This window comes from Pantoea sp. AS142, from assembly GCF_037152305.1.
Classification (GTDB): Bacteria; Pseudomonadota; Gammaproteobacteria; order Enterobacterales; family Enterobacteriaceae; genus Pantoea.
Map to the genome: position 1 here is coordinate 277,930 of NZ_JBBCMO010000005.1, position 25,690 is coordinate 303,619.

Sequence of the window (25,690 nt, forward strand, 5' to 3'; positions counted from 1 at the left end):
CATGCCGTTAAAACAGGTTCAGTCACGGCGACCAGTCGAATAAAAAAAGGTCAGAACGAAATGCGGATATTGCTCAGCAACGATGACGGCATTCATGCACCAGGTATTCAGACTCTGGCGAAAGCCCTGCGGCAGATTGCTGACGTGCAGGTGGTTGCCCCCGATCGTAACCGAAGCGGTGCCTCGAACTCATTAACGCTGGAAACGCCCCTGCGCACCTTCACCTATGAAAACGGTGATATCGCGGTTCAGATGGGCACCCCGACCGATTGTGTCTATCTGGGGGTGAATGCACTCATGCAGCCACGTCCCGACATTGTGGTGTCAGGTATCAATGCTGGCCCCAATCTGGGCGATGATGTGATCTACTCCGGCACGGTGGCGGCAGCGATGGAAGGGCGGCATCTTGGCTTACCGGCAATCGCAGTTTCGCTGAATGGCCATCAACACTACGCCACCGCAGCGGCTGTGACCTGCGCTATTCTCAGGGCGCTGACGCATGAACCGCTGCGCACCGGCCGCATTCTCAATATTAATGTACCCGATCTGCCGCTGGCCGAACTCAAAGGTATCCGCGTGACGCGCTGTGGCAGCCGCCATCCTGCGGATCAGGTGATTGCGCAGCAAGATCCCCGCGGCAATACACTCTATTGGATTGGTCCACCAGGTGAAAAACTGGATGCAGGCCCGGATACGGACTTCGCCGCCGTGGATCAGGGCTTCGTTTCTGTCACGGCGCTGCATGTCGATTTAACGGCGCACAGCGCGCAGAACGTGCTCAGTGACTGGCTGGCTAAAGCTGAGGTGAACCTGGCATGGTGAATCGGCGTATTGAGACGTTGCTGTCACAACTGCGTCAGCAGGGCATTGATGATGACAACCTGCTGAAAGCCATTAGCGAGGTGCCACGCGAACGTTTTATCGACGAAGCCTTCGAGCATAAAGCCTGGGACAATGTTGCCTTGCCTATCGGCTCCGGTCAGACGATATCACAACCCTACATGGTCGCGCGGATGACCGCGCTGCTTGGGCTTAATCCGCATTCACGTGTACTCGAGATTGGTACGGGTTCAGGTTACCAGACGGCGATTCTTGCCCATCTGGTAGATCATGTTTATTCAGTGGAACGCATCAAAGGACTGCAATGGCAGGCCAAGCGCCGCCTTAAACAATTGGATCTGCATAATGTCTCTACCCGTCATGGCGATGGCTGGCAGGGCTGGCCTTCACGTGGTCCCTTCGATGCCATTATTGTGACAGCCGCACCACCGGAAATTCCGATTGCGCTGATAGCACAACTGGCAGAAGGCGGCATTATGGTGCTGCCGGTTGGCGAAGATCAGCAGGTACTTAAGCGCCTGCGTCGTCAGGGCGAAGAGGTAACAGAAGAGACTATTGAGCCGGTGCGTTTTGTCCCGCTGGTACAGGGCGATCTGGCCTGACTCTCTTCGTATTCCTTCACAACTGTTTCATGGCACCACCTACTTGATATTGTTACTATCCAGTTTAATCAACGAAAACGCAGAAATTATCGTGCCACGCAGAGCATTCCGCTGGCAGGTACAGTGAAACAGATAGATCAGAGTTGCCATCACGGGGGATCAATGAGCACGGGAAGCACACTTTTTCAGTTACGCCGTCTGGCGGCGCTTTCACTGGTAGGTTTTTGGCTGGCAGGCTGCAGCTCCAGCGACAACGCACAGGCACCCATCAGTCGCGTCGGCGATAACGCCGGCATGAATGATAGTCAGGCTGGAGCAGATACGGGTTCAGGTGGCATTCCTGCCACGCCAGCCCAGGGACAAATGTTAAGCAGAAATTCAGCATCTGTACCCAGCAACGGTGGAATGATTAGTACCAACAGTAATGTTGAGATGCAGAATGGCCGGATAGTGTACAACCGTAGCTACCAGAATATTCCCAAGGGTAGCTATTCCGGTGAAACTTATACCGTTAAGCGTGGCGACACACTGTTTTACATTGCCTGGATTACTGGCAATGATTTCCGTGATTTAGCCCAGCGTAACAACGTTGCAGCGCCTTACAGCCTGAATGTCGGGCAAACTTTACAGATTAGCAATGGGTCTGGTCAGCCGATTACCGGCGGTAATCCCATTACCGTTGCTGATGCAACGCAGGGCGGTGTTCCGGCGGCGCCACAAATTAAATCGCCTGCTGTTGCACAGCAACCTGTTATTACGTATTCTGATGATTCAGGTAATTCGGGTGGCAGCAAATTGTTGCCTTCGAAAGGAGCAAATGTTGCAACGACAACAGCTCCAGTAGTTACCGCACCCCCAACGGTTAGCAGTACAACCAACAGTTCAACGCCGGTCGGAAGCTGGCGTTGGCCGACTGACGGGAAGATTATCGATAACTTCTCTGCCGCCGAAGGTGGCAATAAAGGTATCGATATCGCCGGAACGCGCGGACAATCTGTGGTCGCTACTGCTTCGGGACGAGTGGTTTACGCAGGTAATGCACTCCGGGGGTACGGTAATTTAATCATCATTAAACACAACGATGATTACCTGAGTGCCTACGCCCACAACGATACAATGCTGGTTCGGGAGCAACAGGAAGTTAAGGCGGGGCAAAAGATCGCTACCATGGGTAGCACCGGAACCAGTTCAGTCAGATTACACTTTGAAATTCGTTACAAGGGGAAATCCGTAAACCCGTTGCGTTATTTACCGCAGCGATAATCCGGCAGAACAAACCCTTTTATGTTCTGCCCTGGAATCACGGGTAGGAGCCGCTTATGAGCCAGAATACGCTGAAAGTAAACGAGTTACATGAGAACGCGGAATTCGATGAGAACGGAGCTGAAATTTTTGACGAGAAAGCACTCGTTGAAAACGAAGCCAGTGATAGCGACGTAGCGGAAGAAGAGTTGCTATCACAGGGTGCGACGCAACGTGTGTTAGACGCGACGCAGCTCTATCTCGGGGAGATTGGCTATTCTCCGTTGTTAACGGCAGAGGAAGAAGTTTTCTTCGCTCGTCGTGCATTGCGGGGTGATATCCCTTCCCGTCGCCGTATGATCGAAAGTAACTTACGCCTGGTGGTGAAAATCGCCCGTCGTTACAGCAATCGTGGTTTAGCCCTGCTGGACCTGATTGAAGAAGGTAACCTCGGCCTGATTCGCGCCGTAGAGAAATTTGACCCTGAGCGTGGGTTCCGTTTCTCAACGTACGCCACCTGGTGGATTCGTCAGACTATTGAACGGGCAATCATGAACCAAACCCGTACCATTCGTCTGCCGATTCATATTGTTAAAGAGTTGAATGTTTATCTGCGTACTGCGCGTGAACTTTCCCACAAGCTCGACCATGAGCCGAGTGCGGAAGAGATTGCCGAGCAGCTAGATAAACCGGTTGATGACGTAAGCCGCATGTTACGTCTTAACGAACGCATTACCTCAGTTGATACGCCATTGGGCGGTGATTCTGAAAAAGCGCTGCTGGATATTCTGGCCGATGAGAAAGACAACGGCCCGGAAGACACCACGCAAGACGATGATATGAAACAAAGCATCGTCAAATGGCTGTTCGAACTGAACGCCAAGCAGCGTGAAGTGCTGGCTCGTCGTTTCGGCCTGTTGGGCTACGAAGCGGCAACTCTTGAGGATGTCGGTCGTGAAATCGGCTTAACCCGCGAGCGTGTACGTCAGATTCAGGTTGAAGGCTTGCGCCGTCTGCGCGAAATCCTGCAGGCGCAGGGCCTCAGCATTGAAGCACTGTTTCGTGAATAACCGTCTGTAAGATGGTCTGAGTAAGAATGCAAAAAGCGATGGTGAAAACCATCGCTTTTTTTATGTCTGCAGAAAAGTCGGTTGTGTATGAACATCCACGCCGCACCGCGCATTAACGCGGTGCGGCGTGCCATCACACCAGCGATTTAAGACGATAAATCCAGTCAAGTGCCTGACGCGGTGTCAGCGTATCCGGGTCCAGCGCCTCAAGCGCCTCTACCGCAGGCGAGGTTTCCTCCACCAGCAGCGGCAGCTGAGAACCATCGACCGTTGATGACGCTGAGTGGTTTGAAACGTTCTCTAGTTCTTTTAGCTTGTTGCGCGCCCGCTTAATCACCTCTTTGGGCACGCCAGCCAGCGCAGCGACCGCCAGACCATAGCTCTTACTGGCTGCACCCTCCTGGACGCTGTGCATAAAGGCGATGGTCTCACCATGCTCAACCGCATCCAGATGGACGTTCACCACGCCTTCCATTTTTTCCGGCAGAGTTGTTAGCTCGAAGTAATGAGTCGCAAACAGTGTCATCGCCTTGATCCGGTTTGCCAGATTCTCGGCACAGGCCCAGGCGAGTGACAGACCGTCATAGGTTGACGTTCCGCGTCCAATTTCATCCATCAATACCAGACTGTTTTCGGTGGCATTGTGCAGGATGTTGGCGGTTTCGGTCATCTCAACCATAAAGGTCGAGCGGCCGGAAGCGAGATCATCAGCAGCACCGACGCGGGTAAAGATGCGATCCAGCGGACCAATCAGTGTTTCATCGGCGGGAACGAAACTGCCAATCCATGCCATCAGCGCAATCAGCGCCGCCTGCCGCATATAGGTGCTCTTACCGCCCATGTTGGGGCCGGTGATAATCAACATTCTGCGTTGGGGTGCCAGCGACAGTGGGTTAGCAATAAACGGCTCTTTCAGAACCTGTTCAACTACCGGATGGCGACCGCCGCTGATTTTAATGCCGGCTTTATCCTGCAACACCGGACGGCAATAGTTCAATGACCAGGCGCGTTCTGCCAGGTTGCTTAACACATCCAGCTCGGCCAGCGCCGCGGCGCTCAGCTGCAGCGCTTCAAGGTGCGGCAGCAGTTGATCGAACAGGGCTTCATACAGGCTTTTTTCCAGCGACAGCGCTTTACCTTTGGAGGTGAGTACTTTGTCTTCGTACTCTTTCAGCTCGGGGATGATGTAGCGTTCCGCGTTTTTCAGCGTCTGCCGACGGACATAGTGCATCGGAACCTGATGGCTCTGTCCACGGCTGACCTGGATGTAATAGCCATGTACGCCGTTAAAGCCGACCTTGAGCGTATCCAGTCCCAGCTTCTCGCGTTCGCGGATCTCCAGCCGGTCCAGATAGTCGGTTGCGCCATCGGCCAGCGCGCGCCACTCATCCAGCTCGGCGTTGTAGCCCGGCGCAATCACTCCGCCATCGCGAATCAGTACCGGCGGTGACTCAATCACCGCCTGCTCCAGCAGCGCTCGTAACGCGGTGAACTCGCCCATCTGGGTGCGTAACTTTTGCAACTGTGGTGCTTCAACATCAGCCAGCCGCTGATTAAGTTCCGGCAGCTGCTGAAACGCGTGACGCATGCGGGCCAGATCGCGCGGACGTGCGGTGCGCAGTGCCAGGCGAGCCAGGATTCGCTCCAGATCGCCGACCTGACGCAGCACCGGTTGCAGAACCTCGCTGAGATTTTGCAGTTCAGCAATCGACTCCTGGCGCTGGTTAATGATACGCACGTCACGCAGTGGCATATGCAGCCAGCGCTTCAGCATCCGGCTACCCATCGGGGTAACCGTTTTATCCAGCACGGCGGCTAAGGTATTGTCGGTGCCGCCTGCCAGGTTCTGGGTAATCTCCAGATTACGGCGGGTGGCGGCATCCATGATAATGCTGTCTTGCTGCCGCTCCATGCTCAGCGAGCGGATGTGAGGCAGTGTTGTGCGCTGGGTATCTTTGACATATTGCAGCAGGCAGCCCGCCGCACTCAGTCCAGAGTGCGCATTTTCCACGCCGAAGCCATTGAGATCGCGGGTGCCGAACTGCAGGTTCAGCTGCTGGCGCGCAGTGTCAATCTCAAATTCCCACAATGGGCGGCGGCGCAGGCCGCGTCGCTGATCGATCAGCGACATCGCCTGAAAATCTTCGGGGTAGAGCAGTTCTGCCGGATTGGTGCGCTGTAACTCTGCCGCCATGGTTTCAGCATCGTCAGGTTCGCTGAGGCGAAAACGGCCTGAGCTGATATCCAGCGTGGCGTAGCCAAAACCCCGCGGGCTTTGCACAATTGCCGCCAGCAGATTATCGTGACGCTCCTGCAACAGCGCCTCATCACTGATGGTACCTGGCGTAACGATGCGCACCACTTTGCGTTCCACCGGGCCTTTGCTCAGTGCCGGATCGCCTATCTGCTCGCAGATGGCAACGGATTCGCCCAGTTGCACCAGTTTAGCCAGATAACCTTCAACCGCATGATAAGGTACACCAGCCATCGGAATCGGTTCGCCCGCTGACGCACCGCGTTTGGTGAGTGAAATCTCCAGCAGCTGCGAGGCGCGTTTGGCGTCGTCATAAAACAGCTCATAGAAGTCACCCATACGATAAAACAGCAGAATGTCAGGATGCTCTGCCTTGAGGCGCAGATACTGCTGCATCATTGGTGTATGGGAAGGAAAGTCCTTTTCGGTTGGCTCTTGCATAAGGTTTTAACTCATCTTTAATGCGGTAAATTTCTGGCGGTCAACGCCGATGAAACCGAAAGGGATTCGCGTCGGCGCGCAGGATAATCAGATGATAACGAATAGGACAGGGCATATGCCAGCCTGACGCATCGCCGTGATCCTGTCCAGATGTAACCTCACCGGCATCCTGGCAAATGTGGCGGCGGCTGGCGATAGAAAAGTCGCCTGTTCTCATTACTCTGACGCAGTGCTGCGGGGCGGCTCGCGGTTTCTTCAACAGTTTAAGGCGGGGTAGGGCAGCAATACGCCGCAGCAGGGATTACGAATGTTCAGGGCCGTCCGTTCTGTAGCGACCAGACAGCGGCTTCAAGTCGGGATTTGAGGTTCATCTTCTTCAGCAGATATTTGACGTGTACCTTGACCGTGCTTTCGCTGATGGCCAGTTTGCGGGCAATAGCTTTGTTGGTCATGCCGTCGCTGATCAGTTGCAGGATATCGCGTTCGCGCCGGGTCAGCTGATTGATGTCGCACGTCCGGGCAGGCTGCGCTTCGCGCAACCGGGTGACCAGAATCGGGGTTAACGCCTCGCTCAGGACGACCTGACCAGCGGCAGCCTGATGCAGCGCTTTCAGCAGGGCTTCCGGTTCCATATCTTTCAACAGGTAACCCTCAGCGCCGCGCTTTAACGCGTTGACCACATCCTCTTCATTATCTGAAACGCTGAACACAATCACCCGGCCAGAAAGGGCTATCTCACGCAATTGGGTCAGGGTATCCAGTCCGTTCATACCTGGCATAGTAAGATCAAGCAGGATCAGGTCGGGATCATGCTGCTGTGCCAGCGCCAGGCCATCAATGCCATTACCCGCTTCGGCAACCACCTGCAGTCTTTCATCCAGTGCAATCAGCTGCTTCAGCCCGTTACGCAGCATAGGATGGTCGTCGATCAATAAGAGAGTAAATTTCTCGGCTGTCACAATGGCTCCTGATCCTGTCACCTACATCAGCCCTGAGCGGGCGGAGAGGCCTATCTTACCGGTGAAGCGGAGTCGCTAAATACCCCCAATGGACTACTCCTTTATTTCCATTTAGGTGGCCTTTTGCGGACGGCTTCCGGGTCCGCGATTAAACCGTATGATTTATAAGGGTTATCTGCTTCAGGCCACCTACTTAAATGGGATGGTCAGGAATTGCCGCAGCTGAGTAACCCGCATTGCCGTTGATTTGTATCAAGCAAGCCACCAGGGCGGATACGCAGGATATGCACAATTATTATTCTGCTGATGAGAGATTTATGACCCAATCCGCCCCTTTACAAACCCCGACACGCGGCGCGTTAATTCAGGAATGGCAACCGGAAAACGACGCGTTCTGGCAGGCGCGTGGTAAACGTATCGCCAGCCGTAACCTCTGGATTTCTGTCTTCTGCCTGTTGCTGGGCTTCTGTGTCTGGATGTTGTTCAGCACTGTCGCGGTTAACCTGAATAAAGTCGGCTTTAACTTCAGCACCGGGGAGCTCTTTTTACTAACCGCGCTGCCGTCCGTTTCTGGCGCGTTGCTGCGTGTGCCTTACTCGTTTGTTATTCCCATCTTTGGGGGACGCCGCTGGACTGCCTTCAGCACCGGTATCCTGATTATTCCCTGCCTGTGGCTCGGCTTTGCAGTACAGGACAGCCAGACCTCATTCACGACTTTCATGGTGATTTCCCTGCTGTGCGGTTTTGGTGGCGCTAACTTCGCCTCCAGCATGGGTAACATCAGCTTCTTCTTTCCCAAAGCCCATCAGGGCGGCGCGCTGGGCATCAACGGTGGCCTCGGTAATCTCGGCGTGAGCGTGATGCAGTTTGTCGCTCCGCTGGCGATCTCCTGTGCCATTTTTGGTTTTGCCGATGTGGGTTATACCACCGTCACCGGCGACAGCATCTGGCTGGAAAACGCGTCCTGGATCTGGGTGCCGTTCCTGGCGATCGGCACGCTGGCGGCCTGGTTCGGCATGAACGACCTGGCGGCGGTGAAATCCTCGCTACGTGAGCAGTTGCCGGTGCTGAAACGTCCACACCTGTGGGTCATGGCGCTGCTCTATCTGGCGACCTTCGGTTCATTTATCGGTTTCTCTGCCGGTTTTGCCATGCTGACCAGGACACAATTTCCTGATGTTGAGATCATGCATTACGCCTTTTTCGGGCCATTTATTGGTGCGCTGGCCCGGTCAGCCGGTGGCATCATTTCTGACCGCTTTGGCGGTACTCGCGTCACGTTAATCAACTACATCCTGATGGCGCTGTTTGCTGCGCTGCTGTTTCTCACCTTGCCGCGTGCCGGACATGATGGCTCGTTCGTCGCCTTCTTCGCCGTGTTTATGGGCCTGTTCCTGACCTCCGGTCTGGGCAGCGGCTCTACCTACCAGATGATTGCAGTGATCTTCCGCAAACTGACGCTGGAGCATATCAAAGCCCAGGGCGGCGGCGATGCGCTGGCACAGCGTGAAGCGGCGACAGAAACCTCTGCGGCGCTCGGCTTTATCTCCGCCATAGGCGCACTGGGCGGCTTCTTTATTCCGCAGACCTTTGGCCTGTCGCTCGCCATGACCGGTTCACCCGCCGGTGCGATGAAAATCTTCCTGGTTTTTTATCTCTGCTGCATTGCGGTGACCTGGCTGGTTTACGGGCGAAAAGCCCGCGCCTGATAACGACAACGCCGGTGTGGCGCACCGGCAATGCACCATTTTCTGCGTCAACACGAATGCAGCGTGAGTGATGTCACACCAGGCCCTTGGGAGTATTCCGCATGAGCAAGTTTCTTGATCGATTTCGTTATTTCAAACAGCTGGCTGAACCCTTTTCCGGCCAGCATGGCCAGACGTTAAACAACAACCGCGACTGGGAAGATGGCTACCGCAGCCGCTGGCAGCACGATAAAATCGTGCGCTCTACCCACGGTGTTAACTGTACCGGCTCATGCAGCTGGAAAATTTATGTCAAAAATGGCCTGGTCACCTGGGAGACCCAGCAGACCGACTATCCGCGAACCCGCCCCGACCTGCCGAACCATGAACCACGTGGCTGTCCACGCGGTGCCAGCTACTCCTGGTATCTCTACAGCGCTAATCGCCTTAAATATCCGCTGATGCGCAAGAAACTGATTCAGCTCTGGCGTGACGCTAAAGCGCAGCACAGCGATCCAGTGGACGCCTGGGCGTCAATCATCAGCCATCCTGAAAAAGCCAGAAGCTACAAACAGGCGCGTGGACGCGGTGGTTTTGTCCGCTCCAGCTGGCAGGAAGTTAATGAGATGATCGCCGCCGCGAACATCTGCACCGCCAAAACTTACGGCCCTGATCGTATTATGGGATTCTCGCCGATTCCGGCAATGTCGATGGTTTCTTACGCTGCCGGCGCGCGTTATCTGTCCCTGATTGGTGGAACCTGCCTGAGCTTCTATGACTGGTATTGTGATCTGCCGCCTGCGTCACCAATGACCTGGGGCGAGCAGACCGACGTGCCGGAATCAGCCGACTGGTACAACTCCTCCTATATCATTGCCTGGGGCTCAAACGTGCCGCAGACCCGCACCCCGGATGCGCACTTCTTCACGGAAGTCCGCTATAAAGGCACAAAGACGGTGGCGATCACCCCGGACTATGCCGAAGTCGCGAAGCTGTGCGACCAGTGGCTGAGCCCGAAGCAGGGGACAGACAGCGCGATGGCGCTGGCGATGGGCCACGTGATGCTGAAAGAGTTTCATCTTGATCGCGAAGTCGGCTATTTCCGCGACTACGTGCGCCGTTATACCGACATGCCGATGCTGGTGCTGCTGGAGCCACGTGAAGGCGGTTACTACGCCGCGGGCCGTCAGTTGCGCGCCAGCGATCTGGTAAATGGCCTGGGTCAGGAAAATAATCCGGAATGGAAAACCGTGGCGCTGGATCAGGCAACCGGTGAACTGATTGCGCCGCAGGGATCTATCGGCTTCCGCTGGGGCGAAAAAGGCAAATGGAACCTGGAGCAGCGCGACGGCCTGTCACAAAAAGAAGTGGATCTGCAGCTCAGTCTGCTCGGCAGCCGCGATGAGGTGGTTGAGGTCGGTTTCCCTTACTTTGGCGGCATCACCAGCGAGCATTTCAACAGCGTCGCGCTGGATGAGATCTTGCTGCATAAACTGCCGGTCAAACGCCTGCCACTGGCGGATGGCAGTGAAGCGCTGGTCACCAGCGTCTACGATCTGACCCTGGCGAACTACGGTCTGGATCGCGGTCTTGACGATGCCAACTGCGCGCAAAGCTACGATGAGATAAAAGCCTACAGCCCGGCCTGGGCGGAGCAGATTACGGGCGTCTCCCGTCAGAACATCATTCGCATTGCCCGTGAGTTTGCCGAAAACGCTGAGAAAACCCGTGGCCGTTCAATGATCATCGTTGGTGCCGGTATGAACCACTGGTATCACATGGACATGAACTACCGTGGCCTGATGAACATGCTGATTTTCTGCGGCTGTGTCGGTCAGAGCGGCGGTGGCTGGGCGCACTATGTCGGCCAGGAGAAACTTCGTCCGCAGACCGGCTGGACCCCGCTGGCCTTTGGCCTCGACTGGCAGCGTCCGCCACGCCAGATGAACAGTACCTCTTTCTTCTATAACCACTCCAGTCAGTGGCGCTATGAAACCCTGGCCACCAGCGAATTGCTGTCACCGCTGGCGGATAAAAGCCGCTACAGCGGCAGCCTGATCGACTTTAACGTCCGTTCTGAACGCATGGGTTGGCTGCCTTCCGCACCGCAGCTTAACGTCAACCCGCTGCATATCGCGGCACAGGCAAAAGCTGCCGGTCAGTCACCGCTGGATTACACCGTGGAGAGCCTGAAGCAGGGCACTATGCGGTTTGCCGCTGAACAACCGGACGATCCGCAGAACTTCCCGCGTAACCTGTTTGTCTGGCGCTCTAACCTGCTCGGCTCATCAGGTAAAGGACATGAGTACATGCTGAAGTATTTACTGGGCACTGAAAACGGCATACAGGGTAAAGATTTAGGCCAGCAGGGCCGCGTGAAGCCGGAAGAGGTAGAGTGGCTGGATCAGGGTGCCGAAGGCAAACTGGATCTGGTGGTGACACTCGACTTCCGGATGTCGAGCACCTGTCTCTACTCCGATGTCGTGCTGCCAACGGCGACCTGGTATGAAAAAGACGATATGAATACCTCGGATATGCATCCGTTTATTCATCCGCTCTCGGCGGCCGTCGATCCTGCCTGGGATTCAAAAAGTGACTGGGAGATCTACAAAGGCATCGCCAAAGCCTTCTCCGATCTTTGTCCGGGCCATTTAGGGGTTGAAACTGACGTGGTGACGCTGCCGGTGTTGCATGACTCGCCAGCGGAACTGGCGCAGCCGTTTGAAGCGAAAGACTGGAAAAAAGGCGAGTGCGACCTGATTCCGGGCAAAACCGCGCCCCATATTATGGTGGTGGAACGCGACTATCCGGCGACCTGGGAGCGCTTTACCTCGCTGGGACCGTTGCTGGAAACTCAGGGTAACGGCGGCAAGGGCATCAGCTGGAACACCAGCAAAGAGGTCGGGTTCCTCAAACAGCTTAACTATGTCAAAGCCAGTGGCCCGGCAGCGGGACGGCCGAATATCGATACGGCGATCGATGCGGCCGAAGTGATCCTGGCACTGGCACCGGAAACTAATGGCCAGGTGGCGGTGAAAGCCTGGCAGGCGCTGGGCGCGATTACCGGCCGTGATCACACGCATCTGGCACTGAACAAAGAAGATGAGAAGATCCGCTTCCGCGATATCCAGGCGCAGCCGCGCAAAATCATCTCCAGCCCGACCTGGTCAGGCCTGGAAGATGAGCATGTCTCCTACAACGCCTGCTACACCAACGTTCATGAGCTGATCCCATGGCGTACCCTGAGCGGCCGCCAGCAGCTCTATCAGGATCATGAGTGGATGCGCGCCTTTGGCGAGAGCCTGATGGTCTATCGTCCGCCCATTGATACGCGTGCGGCAAAGCCGTTGCTGAACAGCAAGCCCAACGGCAACCCGGAGAAGGCGTTGAACTTCCTGACGCCACACCAGAAGTGGGGCATTCACTCCACCTACAGCGACAACCTGCTGATGCTGACGCTGTCACGGGGTGGACCGATTGTCTGGATGAGTGAAGATGACGCCCGCGAGCTGGGCATTGTAGATAACGACTGGATCGAGGCGTTCAACGCTAATGGTGCACTGACCGCTCGTGCGGTTGTGAGCCAGCGCATCCCGGCCGGTATGACCATGATGTACCACGCCCAGGAACGCATCGTGAATATCCCCGGCTCGGAGATCACCAGCCAGCGCGGCGGGATCCATAACTCCGTGACGCGAACCTGCCCGAAACCGACCCATATGATTGGCGGTTATGCCCAGCTCTCCTGGGGCTTTAACTACTACGGCACCGTGGGATCTAACCGCGATGAGTTCGTGGTGGTAAGAAAAATGAACAATGTTAACTGGTTAGATGGGGAAGGTAATGACGCCTGCCAGGGCAGCCAGCAGGAGGTTAAACGATGAAAATTCGTTCACAGGTCGGCATGGTGCTGAACCTCGACAAATGTATCGGCTGCCACACCTGCTCGGTGACCTGTAAAAATGTCTGGACCAGCCGTGAGGGCATGGAGTACGCCTGGTTTAACAACGTCGAAAGCAAACCTGGCGTCGGTTATCCGCACGCCTGGGAAGATCAGCAGAAGTGGAAGGGCGGCTGGATCCGTAAGATCAACGGCAAACTGGAGCCACGCATGGGCAGTCGCGTCGGCCTGCTGTCGAAGATTTTCGCCAACCCGGATGTACCCGCGCTGGACGATTACTACGAGCCATTCGATTTTGATTATCAGCATCTGCACACTGCGCCTGCCGGTAAACATCAGCCGATCGCACGTCCGCGCTCGCTGATCACCGGTCAGCGGATGAAAAAGATCGAAAATGGTCCGAACTGGGAAGAGATCCTCGGCGGCGAGTTTGCCAAACGCGCACAGGATAAGAACTTTGACAACATCCAGAAGGAGATTTACGGCCAGTTTGAGCACACCTTCATGATGTACCTGCCACGCCTGTGTGAGCACTGCCTCAACCCGGCGTGCGTGGCGACCTGCCCCAGTGGCGCGATCTACAAGCGCGGCGAAGATGGCATCGTGCTGATTGATCAGGATAAATGTCGTGGCTGGCGGATGTGCCTCACCGGCTGTCCCTACAAGAAAATCTACTTCAACTGGAAAAGCGGCAAATCAGAAAAATGTATTTTCTGTTATCCGCGTATTGAAGCAGGCCAGCCCACCGTCTGTTCAGAAACCTGTGTTGGCCGTATCCGCTATCTTGGCGTGCTGCTCTATGACGCTAACCGCATAGAACAGGCGGCTGCAGCGGAAAATGAGAAAGATCTCTATCAAAGCCAGTTGGATATCTTTCTTGATCCCAACGATCCGGCGGTGATCGCGCAGGCGCTGAAAGATGGCGTCGCGCAGAGCGTGATCGACGCAGCACAACGTTCTCCGGTCTACAAAATGGCAATGGAGTGGAAGCTAGCGCTGCCGCTTCACCCGGAATACCGCACGCTGCCGATGGTCTGGTATGTGCCGCCGCTGTCACCGATTCAGTCAGCGGGAGATAGCGGGGCGCTGGCGCCCGCCGGCGTGCTGCCGGATGTCGAAAGCCTGCGCATTCCGGTTGAATATCTGGCGAACCTGCTGACTGCCGGTGATACCGCGCCAGTGCTGCTGGCACTGAAGCGGATGCTGGCGATGCGTCATTACAAGCGCGCAGAGAGCGTGGACGGTGAGCATGATATCCGGGCACTGGAGCAGGTCGGCCTGACCGAAGCGCAGGCGCAGGAGATGTACCGCTATCTGGCGATCGCAAACTATGAAGATCGCTTTGTGGTGCCCTCCAGCCATCGCGAGCTGGCGCGTGAAGCCTTGCCGCAAAGCAAAGGCTGCGGTTTTAGCTTTGGCGATGGCTGTCACGGCAGCGACAGCAAATTCAACCTGTTCAACAGCCGCCGAATTGATGCCATCGACATCAGTAAGATAATCGTCCATCCGGAGGATGCCTCATGATGACGCTGCGTGTTCTGTCGCGCCTGCTGGACTACCCGGACGAGGCGCTGTTTAACCACTATCCGGATCTGATCGCGGCACTTGAAACAGCCAGTGAACTCAACCTGCAGCAAAGCGCACGGCTGGTGCGCTTTATCAATCAGCTCTGCGCCCGGCCACTACTGGACGTGCAGGCTGACTACTGCGAAGGGTTTGATCGTGGCCGTGCCACCTCACTGCTGCTGTTTGAACATGTGCATGGTGAGTCTCGCGATCGCGGTCAGGCGATGGTTGATCTGCTGACGCAGTACCGGGCCGACGGTCTGGAGCTGGACAGCAAAGAACTGCCCGATTATCTGCCGCTCTATCTGGAATATCTCGCCTATAAAAGCGATGAGGCTGCGCGTCAGGGGCTGGACGACATCGTGCCGATCCTGGCCTTGCTGGCGGCGCGGCTGGAAGCGCGGCAGAGCCCTTACGCTGACCTTTTCACAGTGTTACTGACGCTGTCCGGTAGCGCGATTGATCCTGCTGCCTTCAAGCCACAGGCGGCGCAGGAAGCGCGTGACGATACCCCGGCAGCCCTCGATGCGGTCTGGGAAGAGGAGCAGATAAAATTTCTCGGCGAACAGGGCTGTGCCTCGGCGCAGCAGGCGATGCATCAGCGTCGCTTCGCCGATGCGGTTGCGCCGCAGTATCTGGATATCGCCGCGGCGACGGCACGCACCACAGGAGAATCCGCATGAATTTTATTAACACTTTCTTCTTCGATATTTACCCCTACCTGGCCGGAACGGTCTTCCTGGTGGGGAGCTGGCTGCGCTATGACTACGGGCAGTACAGCTGGCGGGCCGGTTCCAGTCAGATGCTGGATAAAAAAGGGATGCGGCTCGCCTCTAACCTTTTCCATATCGGCATTATCGGTATCTTCTTCGGCCATATCGTCGGGATGCTGACGCCGCACTGGATGTATGAATCCTTCCTGCCGATTGACGTGAAGCAGAGGCTGGCGATGATAGCCGGTGGCCTGTTCGGTGTGATGACCCTGGCAGGCGGTGCGCTGCTGCTGAGGCGCCGCCTGACCAATCCACGGGTGCGGGCGACCAGTAGCGTCGGCGATATTCTGATCCTGACCCTGCTGGTGACTCAGGCCACGCTGGGCCTGCTGACCATACCCTTCTCCGCCCAGCATATGGACGGCAGTGAAATGATGAAGCTGGTGGGCTGGGCGCAGGCGGTGGTGACCTTCCACGGTGGGGCTTCGCAGCATCTGGAAGGCGTTGCGTTTATCTATCGTGTGCACATGGCGCTGGGAATGACACTGTTCCTGTTGTTCCCGTTCTGCCGTCTGGTGCATATCTGGAGCGCGCCGGTTGAGTATCTGACCCGTCGTTATCAGTTGGTGAGAAACCGCCGCTAAACGTACGATGGCCGCGGGGGAGAGGCTGCCCCGCGGCCATTTTAACCAACCGTTTCCTTGACGTTTTTTTAAGAATTTGCCCTGTATGTCATTGCGCTGAACGTCTACTATTACCGCATCTGAATTTACTCCTCGTTTATGGATAACCGATGCGTCTCAAGCTAGCCCTCCTTGCGTTCATCCCGCTTCTGGCCTCCTGCAGCAGCAAACCTGAAGTCCCGTCCCAGCAGAAGATGCTGGCTGCGCCACAGGGCGGGTTTTTACTGCAGCCGTCGCACAGCGGACAGGCGATGTTTGGTGACTTTGCCGGTAACCCGGCAGCCGAGCAATTTATCGATAAGATGGTGGAGAAGCATGACTTTGATCGTCAGCAGCTGCACAACATCATCGGTCAGGCAAAACGACTGGATTATGTGTTGCGGCTGATGGATCGTCAGGCGCCGAGCTACACGCCAGCGCCAGGACCTAATGGAGCCTGGATTCGCTATCGCAACAAGTTCATTACGCCGGATAACGTACAAAACGGGGTGGGGTTCTGGAACCAGTATCAGGATGCCCTGCAGCGTGCGCAGCAGGTCTATGGCGTTCCGCCGGAAATTATTGTCGGTATCATTGGCGTGGAAACTCGCTGGGGTCGCGTAATGGGTAAAACGCGTATTCTGGATGCGCTTGCGACCTTGTCGTTTAACTATCCGCGACGCGCCGATTACTTTAGCAGCGAGCTGGAAACTTTCCTGTTGATGTCGCGTAAAGAGCAGGATGACCCGCTGGCGCTGAAGGGCTCCTTCGCTGGGGCGATGGGCTATGGCCAGTTTATGCCTTCCTCTTACAATGATTATGCGGTTGATTTCAACGGCGACGGTCATGCAAACCTGTGGGATCCGGTGGATGCTATCGGCAGCGTGGCGCACTACTTCCAGAAGCATGGCTGGCGCAGCGGCGAAAATGTGGCGGTTCCGGCCAACGGTCAGGCACCGATGCTGGAAGATGGCTTCAAAACCCGTTACAGCGTCAGTATGCTGGCAGCGTCAGGACTGTCACCACAAGGCTCGCTGAACGGTAACGATCAGGTCAGTCTGTTGCGCCTCGATTTGGGCTCCAGCTACCAGTACTGGTACGGCTTACCTAATTTCTATGTCATTACCCGCTACAACCACAGTACTCATTATGCGATGGCGGTGTGGCAGTTAGGTGAGGCAGTGAGCAAGGCACGGCAGGGCGGGCTGTTATAAAGGCTATCCTTGTTAACTACAAGGTTATATGATGGCGCCCTTTTTAAGGCCACACAGCCACTGATATCTCTGGAGTCGTTATGTCTTTACCTGCCTGCCCAGCTTGTCACGCCGATTACACCTGGCAAGATGGCGATAACCTCAACTGCCCCTCCTGCGGCCATATCTGGACCGAGGGAGAAGGTGACAGCAGCAATGCAACACTGGAAGTGCGTGATGCCAACGGCAATCTGCTGGCAGATGGCGACAGCGTTACGGTGATCAAAGATCTCAAAGTGAAGGGCAGTTCCTCATCACTGAAGATCGGCACCAAAGTGAAAAGCATTCGTCTGGTTGAAGGTGACCACAACATCGACTGTAAAATCGACGGATTTGGTCCGATGAAATTAAAATCTGAGTTTGTGAAAAAGAACTGAGATCAGGGGCGCAGGGATGCGTCCGCTATCCTGTTTAGTTGAACAGCTGTTCGATTGCAGCACACTGTTCCGCGCTCAGAGCGCCACCATAGTTACGTGAGCCGCTGCTCATTGATTCATAGCGACGCGCCACGGCGGTTTTAATCGTCGTCACAAAATCATCGCCGATAGTTTAAATTGCCGTCAGTCGGCCGATCTGCTGTTGCAGGCGCATCAGCTCGGGTAGATTGCCCGCTCGCCATGTGGTCATCATTTGGGCAAAATACTCCGTCACAATGTTATTCAGTCCTGAGATCACCCCGGCACCGCCCGCCAGCAGATTGGGAAGCAGGTATTCGCCATACCCTGACAGTACGGTGAAATCACTGCGCACCTTGATGCGGGTCTCTTCGAGCATCGCCCGGTTATGCGACAGGCCATCCACCGTATCTTTGATGCCGACAAAGTTGGGCAGCTTTGCAGCCAGGGCAGCAATCAGCGCCGGCGTCAGGTCGCAGCCGGTGCGTGCCGGAAAATTGTAGGCAAACCATTCGCCACCCAGCTGTGCGTCAAGCGCTTCGAAGTAATGCATCAGCTGATGTTGCGTCTGGCCGTAATAGTAGGGCGGTAGCACCATCACCGCATCAATGTCATTTTTCCAGGCAGCTTCAGCCAGCTCCAGCATGTCAGGGATACAGGTCGCCAAGACGTTCACCACCATTTTCAGCGATGATAATGGCCTGACTTCCTTAATCAACTGTAAACGCTCTTGCTGCGTCAGTGAGGCGAACTCGCCAATGCTGCCCATCACCAACAGGGTGTCGATACCGGCGTCATTGAGGCGAGAGAAATGTCGCCCGAGCGCGTCGATATCAACGGCGCCCTGCGCATTGAACGGGGTAACAGAAGGGCACCAGACACTGATAAAGGCCGATTTTTCACTCATAGCTAACGCCTGAACCGGGTGTTAAAAAAATGAAGCAGTGTTTTAACTTAATTATTCCAACTGGTGTGTGCCAGCGCATGATTCAAAAATGAACAACGGGTCGCACTTTTTCACCTTTCATCCGTCTGAGTAAACGAATGCATCTGATAACGAAGCGAGAGATCATGATGAAAGAGTGGGATCCCGTGCTGTATCGCAAATTTGAAGCGGAACGAACCCGTCCAGCCCGCGAACTGCTGGCGCGCATCAGCCTGGAACAGGTTGAGCAGGTGACCGATCTGGGATGCGGACCCGGCAACAGCACCGAGCTGCTCGCCAAGGCCTGGCCGCTGGCGCAGATCACCGGAATCGACAATTCTACGACGATGCTAACTCAGGCCAGTGAACGCCTGCCGCACTGCCGTTTTGTCCAGGCGGACATCCGTAGCTGGCAGGCGGATGCGCCGCAGCAGGTAGTTTATGCCAACGCTTCTTTACAATGGCTGGATAAACACGCCACGCTGTTTCCCCATTTGGTCAGCCAGCTGGTGCCCGGAGGCGTGCTGGCGATCCAGATGCCTGATAACCTTAATGAGCCGTCGCACCAGTTGATGCGCGAGGTGGCGGCAACAGATCGCTGGCGTTCCCGCATCAATGCAGAAGCCGCTGAACGTACACAACTGCTCTCCACTGGCGAGTATTACGATCTGCTTACCCAGGCAGGTTGTGAGGTGGATATCTGGCGTACCACCTATTATCACGTGATGGCCGATGCACAGGCGATTATCAGTTGGCTGCAGGCGACCGGCTTAAGGCCTTTCCTGGCGACGCTGGATGGGTCTGAACAGACGGCGTTTCTTACCGATTATCATCAGCGTTTGCTTAGCGCCTATGCGGCCCAGGCTAATAGTCAGGTTTTGCTCGCCTTCCCGCGTCTTTTCATCATTGCGGTGAAAAAACAGTAAGCGCGGTGGAAAACAAGCCGCAAAAACAGCGCAATAGTGATGAGTGACCTTGAAAAAGCCGTTTTTCTGCACCACCTTCAACCCATAGCTTAAGGGAGAGTTGTAATGGATGATCAGCAATTACAGGCACTAAGTGCGCAGATAGGTGAGCAGCTGAAGCAGCTTAATGCCACCGTAACCTGTGCGGAATCCTGCACGGGGGGATGGATTGCCAAAGTCTTTACCGATATCAGCGGCAGTTCCGCTTGGTTCGAACGCGGTTTTGTGACCTACAGTAATGAGGCCAAACAGCAACTGGTTAATGTTCAGGCAGCCTCGCTGGCGCAGTATGGCGCGGTAAGTGACGCGGTGGTGCGTGAGATGGCGCTGGGTGCGCGCCAGGCGGCTCATGCTGACTACGCGATCTCCGTCAGTGGCATTGCCGGCCCGGATGGCGGCAGTGAAGAAAAACCGGTAGGCACGGTGTGGTTTGGCTTTGCCGGACCGCAGGATAAAATATTGACTTTTGAGCAGCATTTTAGCGGCGATCGTGATGCCGTGCGCCGCCAGTCGGTTGCATGGGCCCTGCAGAAACTGTATGGCGAATTTCTGACAAATTAAACTTGATACTGTATGACTATACAGTATAATTGTCGGCAACAGAAAGAGTGCAGGCACCCTGAGTGCGTGTTTACCCGGCTTGATTAGGAGTTGAAATGGCGATTGATGAAAACAAACAGAAGGCTTTAGCTGCCGCGCTGGGCCAGATTGAGAAACAATTTGGTAAAGGCTCCATCATGCGCTTGGGTGAAGACCGCTCAATGGATGTGGAAACCATCTCTACCGGTTCGCTCTCGCTGGATATCGCATTAGGCGCAGGCGGTCTGCCAATGGGCCGTATCGTTGAGATCTACGGCCCCGAGTCTTCCGGTAAAACCACGCTGACCCTGCAGGTTATCGCGTCTGCACAGCGAAAAGGTAAAACCTGTGCCTTTATCGATGCCGAGCATGCGCTTGATCCGGTTTACGCTAAGAAACTGGGCGTAGACATCGATAACCTGCTCTGCTCTCAGCCCGACACCGGGGAGCAGGCGCTGGAAATCTGTGATGCGCTGGCGCGCTCTGGCGCCGTTGATGTCATCATCGTGGACTCCGTCGCCGCTCTGACGCCTAAAGCGGAAATTGAAGGTGAAATCGGTGACTCACATATGGGCCTCGCGGCACGTATGATGAGTCAGGCAATGCGTAAACTGGCCGGTAACCTGAAGCAGTCAAATACCCTGCTAATTTTCATCAACCAGATCCGTATGAAAATTGGTGTGATGTTTGGTAACCCGGAAACGACGACTGGTGGTAACGCGCTGAAGTTCTACGCCTCTGTCCGTCTTGATATCCGCCGTATCGGTGCAATCAAAGAGGGCGATAACGTGGTGGGCAGTGAAACCCGCGTTAAAGTGGTTAAAAACAAAATTGCCGCGCCATTTAAACAGGCTGAATTTCAGATCATGTACGGCGAAGGTATCAATACCTTTGGTGAGCTGGTTGACCTTGGCGTGAAGCACAAGCTGATTGAAAAAGCAGGTGCATGGTACAGCTACAATGGCGACAAGATTGGTCAGGGTAAATCGAATGCCGGCAACTTCCTGAAAGATAACGCTGCTGTGGCAAACGAAATTGATCTGAAGTTGCGTGAGATGCTGCTTAACGGCGCGGATGAAAAACTCGCAGCAGATAAGTCTGCTGAGAACGAAAACGCTGAAAGTGAAGCGAACGAAGACTTCTAATCGCTGATGCGGGAGGGGCGAAAGCCTCCCCCGTAGTTTTTACCCCCTCTATTATCTTTCTTGCCTTCCCTCTGTCCTGTTCTGTCGCCATAATCTCCTCCCTGTTTGTACAAGGTGCGCAGTATGACTGAACCCTCTCAGCCCCAACCCAATGTGGTTTCTTACTCTCGTCTGCTAGACCGTGCGATGCGTATTCTGGGTCAGCGCGATCACAGCCGTGCGGAGTTAGCACGTAAATTGCAACAGTCAGCTCAGCGTGCCGCATGGGCGCAGAAAAAAGAGCCCGAAATTGTTACCGAAGCACTGCTGCAGCAGGTACTGGACTGGTGCCAGGAAAGCGGCTGGTTAAATGACGAGCGTTTTACCGAGCGGTTTATCCAGAGCCGGAGCCGTAAAGGTTTTGGGTCACAACGTGTGCGCCTGGAACTGGCCCAGAAAGGCATCGACCGTGAAGCTATTGATATTGCGATGGAAGAGACGGACGTTGACTGGCCGGCGTGTGCGGCTCAGCTGGCGGAGCGAAAATTCGGACACCCCCTGCCCACAGAGTGGAAAGAGAAAGCGAAAGTACTACGCTATCTGCAGTCAAAGGGCTTTATGACCGAAGATATCCAGTCCATTTTCAGAAAATTTGATGACTAAAAGCCGATGTAATTTTACTTCCCACCGAAGAAAATTTATCTTATTCCCACTTTTTGTTCCGCTAATCAGGCACCACGAGAATGTGGCCGCGCCGATCAGAGGGAACGTTCGTTAGCGTGATTCCAGGATATATATGAGCAAGAGCACTGCTGAGATCCGTCAAGCGTTTCTCGACTTTTTTCATAGCAAGGGACATGAGGTTGTAACCAGCAGCTCCCTCGTACCGAATAACGATCCAACGTTATTGTTTACTAACGCCGGGATGAACCAGTTTAAAGATGTGTTCCTCGGTCAGGACAAACGTGATTACACACGTGCGACCACATCCCAACGCTGCGTACGCGCAGGCGGTAAACACAACGATCTTGAAAATGTCGGCTACACCGCTCGTCACCACACCTTCTTTGAAATGCTGGGTAACTTCAGCTTTGGTGACTACTTCAAGAGAGAGGCGATTGGTTTTGCCTGGGAACTGCTGACGAGCGAACAGTGGTTCAGCCTGCCAAAAGAGCGTCTGTGGGTGACGGTCTATGAAACCGATGATGAGGCCTTTGATATCTGGGCGAATGAAATCGGTGTGCCACGCGAACGCATTATTCGCATCGGCGACAACAAGGGCAGCGCATATGCGTCAGATAACTTCTGGCAGATGGGCGATACGGGTCCTTGTGGTCCGTGCAGCGAGATTTTCTACGATCATGGCGATCACATATGGGGTGGCCCACCAGGCAGTCCGGAAGAAGATGGTGACCGTTACATTGAAATCTGGAATATCGTCTTTATGCAGTTTAACCGTCAGGCTGATGGCACCATGCTGCCGCTGCCAAAACCGTCGGTTGATACCGGAATGGGCCTTGAGCGCATTTCTGCCGTTCTGCAACATGTCAACTCCAACTATGAAATCGACCTGTTCCAGAAACTGATTCAGGCCGTGGCACAGGTTACCGGCGCCACTGACCTCAGTAACAAATCGCTGCGCGTCATTGCCGACCACATCCGCTCCTGTGCTTTCCTGATTGCCGATGGCGTGCTCCCCTCAAATGAGAACCGTGGCTACGTGCTGCGTCGTATCATTCGTCGCGCCGTGCGTCATGGCAACATGCTGGGTGCCAAAGAGGCTTTCTTCTATAAGCTGGTTGCGCCGTTGATTGAAGTCATGGGTGCAGCAGGTGAAGAGTTACAGCGCCAGCAGGCTCAGGTTGAGCAGGTATTGAAAAGCGAAGAAGATCAGTTTGCCAGAACGCTGGAGCGCGGACTGGCGCTGCTGGATGAAGAACTGGAAAAACTGCAGGGCGACACGCTGGATGGTGAAATCCTCTTTCGCCTCTACGATACCTTTGGCTTCCCGGTTGATTTAACGGCTGACGTCTGCCGTGAACGCAATCTGAAAATCGATGAAGCGGGCTTTGAGCAGGCGATGGAGCAACAGCGTCAGCGCGCACGTGAAGCGAGTGGCTTTGGCGCTGACTACAGCAACGTTATCCGCATCGATGCCGCCTCATCCTTCAAAGGCTACGACCAGCTCGACTTAGCTGCTACGGTTAAAGCGCTCTATGTTGCAGGCGAGTCGGTTGATGAAGTGACCGCGGGTCAGGATGCCGTTGTTGTGCTGGATGAAACCCCATTCTATGGCGAATCGGGGGGGCAGGTAGGCGATACCGGTGTGCTGAAAGGGAAGAATGCTGAATTTAGCGTCCAGGATACACAAAAATATGGTCAGGCAATTGGTCATGTCGGTAAGCTGACCGCAGGGCAGTTGCGTATCGGTGATCGTCTTGAGGCGCAGGTTGATGCGGCACGTCGTGCGCGCATCCGTCTTAATCACTCTGCTACCCACTTATTGCATGCCGCTCTGCGTCAGGTTTTAGGCGAGCATGTAGCGCAGAAAGGCTCGCTGGTTAACGACAAGTACCTGCGTTTCGATTTCTCGCATTTCGAAGCGATGAAACCTCAGGAGATTCGTCAGGTCGAAGATATCGTCAATGCACAGATTCGTCGCAACCTGCCGGTAGAAACTGAAGTGATGGATCTTGATGCGGCGAAGTCTAAAGGTGCAATGGCGCTCTTTGGCGAGAAATATGATCAGCGCGTGCGCGTTCTGACCATGGGTGATTTCTCCGTTGAACTGTGCGGTGGTACCCATGCTGCGCGCACCGGTGATATCGGCCTATTCCGCATTCAGGCTGAGTCAGGTACCGCAGCCGGTGTCCGTCGTATTGAAGCGATTACTGGTGAAGGCGCACTGGCTCAGGTCAATGCGCAGAGCAGCCAGCTTCATGATCTTGCTCAGCTGGTAAAAGCGAACAGCAGCAACCTGAACGATAAAGTGCGTGGTCTGGTCGATCATGTCCGGACTCTGGAAAAGGAGTTGCAGCAACTTCGCGATCAGCAAGCCGCGCAGGAAAGCGTTTCACTGAGCAGCAATGCCATCGACATTAAGGGCGTCAAACTGCTGGTCAGTGAGCTCAACAATGTCGACCCCAAAATGTTGCGTACCATGGTTGATGATCTTAAGAATCAACTGGGGTCGGCTATTATTGTGCTGGCGACGGTTGCTGAAGGTAAGGTGTCGCTGATCGCGGGTGTGACCAAAGATCTGACTGACCGGGTTAAAGCGGGTGAGTTGGTTGCCGGTCTGGCACAACAGGTTGGTGGGAAGGGCGGTGGCCGTCCTGATATGGCACAAGCGGGTGGTAACGATGCTGACGCGCTGAAAGTGGCTCTGGCTGGGGTTGAGAGCTGGGTTAACAGTCGCCTGTAATGAAATAGAACAAGACATCGTCTGAAGCGTCAGAACCCCGGTTCCGGCGCTTTTTAATACGATACTAAAGCAGCAAATGACAAAGTCCGGTTGATGTAGTGTATTTCGGCTAAACTAACTATCAGCAGAATGTATTGGCGCATCGATGTGCATTGATGTATCTCTCATAGTCAATGTGCAGCGTTAAGTGATGGATAATGCCGGGAGCCTGTACTAGCCCGACTCTTTTAATCTTTCAAGGAGCAAAGAATGCTTATTCTAACTCGTCGAGTTGGTGAAACCCTCATGATCGGTGATGAGGTAACTGTAACGGTGCTGGGTGTTAAGGGTAACCAGGTTCGTATAGGGGTTAACGCGCCGAAAGAAGTGTCTGTGCATCGCGAAGAGATCTATCAACGCATCCAGGCTGAAAAAACGCAACAAACCAGCGTTTAACGGATTCAGCGTCTCGCACCTGTGCGAGGCGCTACCGCTTTATATAAAAATCCTGCCTTTTCTATTCTCACGTTTCTTCCCTGTTTTGTTAACGTCGTCATCTTTCATTGTTGATAATTCACTCTTTTTGTCGCCATTTCGTCCCAATTGGGTGTGATTTGTTCAATCAAACAAAGTTTCGGAAAAATTGTTTGACTTAAAAGTCCGGGAAAGTAATATGTGCGCCACGCAGTGCCGATGAGCAGAAACAACGTTCAGACGCACAGTTCGAAAGAAAGCGTAAGGTGAGGTGGCCGAGAGGCTGAAGGCGCTCCCCTGCTAAGGGAGTATACGGTCAAAAGCTGTATCGAGGGTTCGAATCCCTCCCTCACCGCCATTTTCGATGCATCCATAGCTCAGCTGGATAGAGTACTCGGCTACGAACCGAGCGGTCGGAGGTTCGAATCCTCCTGGATGCACCATCGAAACGAAGTATAAAGCGAATTAGCAATTCCTTTCATGGTGAGTAGTTAGCACCCTGCGTTGTACAAGAATCAGATTTATGCATCCATAGCTCAGCTGGATAGAGTACTCGGCTACGAACCGAGCGGTCGGAGGTTCGAATCCTCCTGGATGCACCATTCTTCGTATCATCCTCAGGTTGGTTTCTGAA

At 54.7% G+C, this 25,690-nt stretch carries 19 protein-coding genes, 3 tRNA genes and 1 pseudogene; 20 read left to right on the top strand and 3 right to left on the bottom strand.

Features of this window, described 5'->3' with window-relative positions; all coding sequences use genetic code 11:
* Positions 1–60: 60 nt before the first annotated feature.
* The 4 genes from surE to rpoS all read left to right on the top strand — a co-directional run bounded on the left by surE (position 61) and on the right by rpoS (position 3,754).
* On the top strand, positions 61–822 hold the full coding sequence (surE, locus tag WFO64_RS12230) for a 5'/3'-nucleotidase SurE (protein WP_337012024.1): 762 nt from the start codon (positions 61–63) through the stop codon (positions 820–822).
* Positions 816–1,442, top strand: a complete 627-nt coding sequence (locus WFO64_RS12235) for a protein-L-isoaspartate(D-aspartate) O-methyltransferase (protein WP_337012026.1) — start codon at positions 816–818, stop codon at positions 1,440–1,442. Before surE ends, WFO64_RS12235 begins: the two co-directional genes overlap by 7 nt.
* Before the next feature lie 162 nt (positions 1,443–1,604).
* A complete protein-coding gene (gene nlpD, locus WFO64_RS12240) occupies positions 1,605–2,705 on the top strand; it encodes a murein hydrolase activator NlpD (RefSeq protein ID WP_337012028.1) in 1,101 nt (366 codons plus the stop codon).
* Between the two features lie 56 nt (positions 2,706–2,761).
* Complete coding sequence (rpoS, locus tag WFO64_RS12245; RefSeq protein WP_003849090.1) at positions 2,762–3,754, top strand: RNA polymerase sigma factor RpoS; 993 nt, start codon at positions 2,762–2,764, stop codon at positions 3,752–3,754.
* A 133-nt stretch (positions 3,755–3,887) separates the two neighbouring features.
* Here rpoS and mutS read toward each other — a convergent pair whose 3' ends face one another.
* Positions 3,888–6,449 carry a DNA mismatch repair protein MutS gene (gene mutS / locus WFO64_RS12250; RefSeq protein WP_337012030.1) on the bottom strand — a complete coding sequence of 854 codons (2,562 nt, stop codon included), beginning with the start codon at positions 6,447–6,449 and terminating at the stop codon, positions 3,888–3,890.
* A 311-nt stretch (positions 6,450–6,760) separates the two neighbouring features.
* Positions 6,761–7,408: a two-component system response regulator NarL gene (gene narL / locus WFO64_RS12255; RefSeq protein WP_337012032.1), complete on the bottom strand. Its 648-nt coding sequence runs from the start codon at positions 7,406–7,408 to the stop codon at positions 6,761–6,763.
* A gap of 317 nt (positions 7,409–7,725) precedes the next feature.
* Between narL and WFO64_RS12260 the strand changes: the two genes are divergently transcribed.
* The 7 genes from WFO64_RS12260 to WFO64_RS12290 all read left to right on the top strand — a co-directional run bounded on the left by WFO64_RS12260 (position 7,726) and on the right by WFO64_RS12290 (position 17,568).
* Positions 7,726–9,117 (top strand): NarK family nitrate/nitrite MFS transporter, encoded by a 1,392-nt coding sequence (locus tag WFO64_RS12260; protein ID WP_337012035.1) that lies wholly within the window; start codon positions 7,726–7,728, stop codon positions 9,115–9,117.
* 101 nt (positions 9,118–9,218) lie between these two features.
* Positions 9,219–12,980 (top strand): nitrate reductase subunit alpha, encoded by a 3,762-nt coding sequence (locus WFO64_RS12265; protein ID WP_337012037.1) that lies wholly within the window; start codon positions 9,219–9,221, stop codon positions 12,978–12,980.
* Positions 12,977–14,521, top strand: a complete 1,545-nt coding sequence (narH, locus tag WFO64_RS12270; protein ID WP_337012039.1) for a nitrate reductase subunit beta — start codon at positions 12,977–12,979, stop codon at positions 14,519–14,521. The genes WFO64_RS12265 and narH overlap by 4 nt, the downstream gene beginning before the upstream one ends.
* A complete protein-coding gene (gene narJ, locus WFO64_RS12275) occupies positions 14,518–15,246 on the top strand; it encodes a nitrate reductase molybdenum cofactor assembly chaperone (RefSeq protein ID WP_337012041.1) in 729 nt (242 codons plus the stop codon). The genes narH and narJ overlap by 4 nt, the downstream gene beginning before the upstream one ends.
* Positions 15,243–15,920: a respiratory nitrate reductase subunit gamma gene (narI, locus tag WFO64_RS12280; RefSeq protein ID WP_337012042.1), complete on the top strand. Its 678-nt coding sequence runs from the start codon at positions 15,243–15,245 to the stop codon at positions 15,918–15,920. The genes narJ and narI overlap by 4 nt, the downstream gene beginning before the upstream one ends.
* A gap of 149 nt (positions 15,921–16,069) precedes the next feature.
* On the top strand, positions 16,070–17,152 hold the full coding sequence (gene mltB / locus WFO64_RS12285; protein WP_337012044.1) for a lytic murein transglycosylase B: 1,083 nt from the start codon (positions 16,070–16,072) through the stop codon (positions 17,150–17,152).
* Positions 17,153–17,232: 80 nt separating this feature from the next.
* Positions 17,233–17,568, top strand: coding sequence for a zinc ribbon domain-containing protein YjdM (locus WFO64_RS12290; protein WP_010248517.1), 336 nt, complete (start codon positions 17,233–17,235; stop codon positions 17,566–17,568).
* Between the two features lie 34 nt (positions 17,569–17,602).
* Here WFO64_RS12290 and WFO64_RS12295 read toward each other — a convergent pair.
* Positions 17,603–18,493: pseudogene (locus WFO64_RS12295) on the bottom strand (dihydrodipicolinate synthase family protein).
* Positions 18,494–18,660: 167 nt separating this feature from the next.
* Between WFO64_RS12295 and tam the strand changes: the two are divergent.
* The 9 genes from tam (at position 18,661) to WFO64_RS12340 (ending at position 25,658) form a co-directional block, all read left to right on the top strand.
* On the top strand, positions 18,661–19,437 hold the full coding sequence (gene tam, locus WFO64_RS12300) for a trans-aconitate 2-methyltransferase (protein WP_337012074.1): 777 nt from the start codon (positions 18,661–18,663) through the stop codon (positions 19,435–19,437).
* Between the two features lie 105 nt (positions 19,438–19,542).
* Entirely contained in the window at positions 19,543–20,037 is a 495-nt protein-coding gene (pncC, locus tag WFO64_RS12305) for a nicotinamide-nucleotide amidase (protein ID WP_337012046.1), read from the top strand.
* Positions 20,038–20,132: 95 nt separating this feature from the next.
* The gene (recA, locus tag WFO64_RS12310; RefSeq protein WP_337012048.1) at positions 20,133–21,200 is read left to right on the top strand and encodes a recombinase RecA; all 1,068 of its coding nucleotides are present in this window, start codon (positions 20,133–20,135) and stop codon (positions 21,198–21,200) included.
* Positions 21,201–21,323: 123 nt separating this feature from the next.
* On the top strand, positions 21,324–21,842 hold the full coding sequence (locus WFO64_RS12315; RefSeq protein ID WP_337012050.1) for a regulatory protein RecX: 519 nt from the start codon (positions 21,324–21,326) through the stop codon (positions 21,840–21,842).
* 133 nt (positions 21,843–21,975) lie between these two features.
* Entirely contained in the window at positions 21,976–24,603 is a 2,628-nt protein-coding gene (gene alaS / locus WFO64_RS12320; RefSeq protein ID WP_337012052.1) for an alanine--tRNA ligase, read from the top strand.
* Positions 24,604–24,852: 249 nt separating this feature from the next.
* Positions 24,853–25,038, top strand: a complete 186-nt coding sequence (gene csrA / locus WFO64_RS12325; RefSeq protein ID WP_008927091.1) for a carbon storage regulator CsrA — start codon at positions 24,853–24,855, stop codon at positions 25,036–25,038.
* A 283-nt stretch (positions 25,039–25,321) separates the two neighbouring features.
* A tRNA-Ser gene (locus WFO64_RS12330) sits at positions 25,322–25,414 on the top strand.
* 8 nt (positions 25,415–25,422) lie between these two features.
* Positions 25,423–25,499, top strand: a tRNA-Arg gene (locus tag WFO64_RS12335).
* Between the two features lie 82 nt (positions 25,500–25,581).
* A tRNA-Arg gene (locus WFO64_RS12340) sits at positions 25,582–25,658 on the top strand.
* Positions 25,659–25,690: the final 32 nt, after the last annotated feature.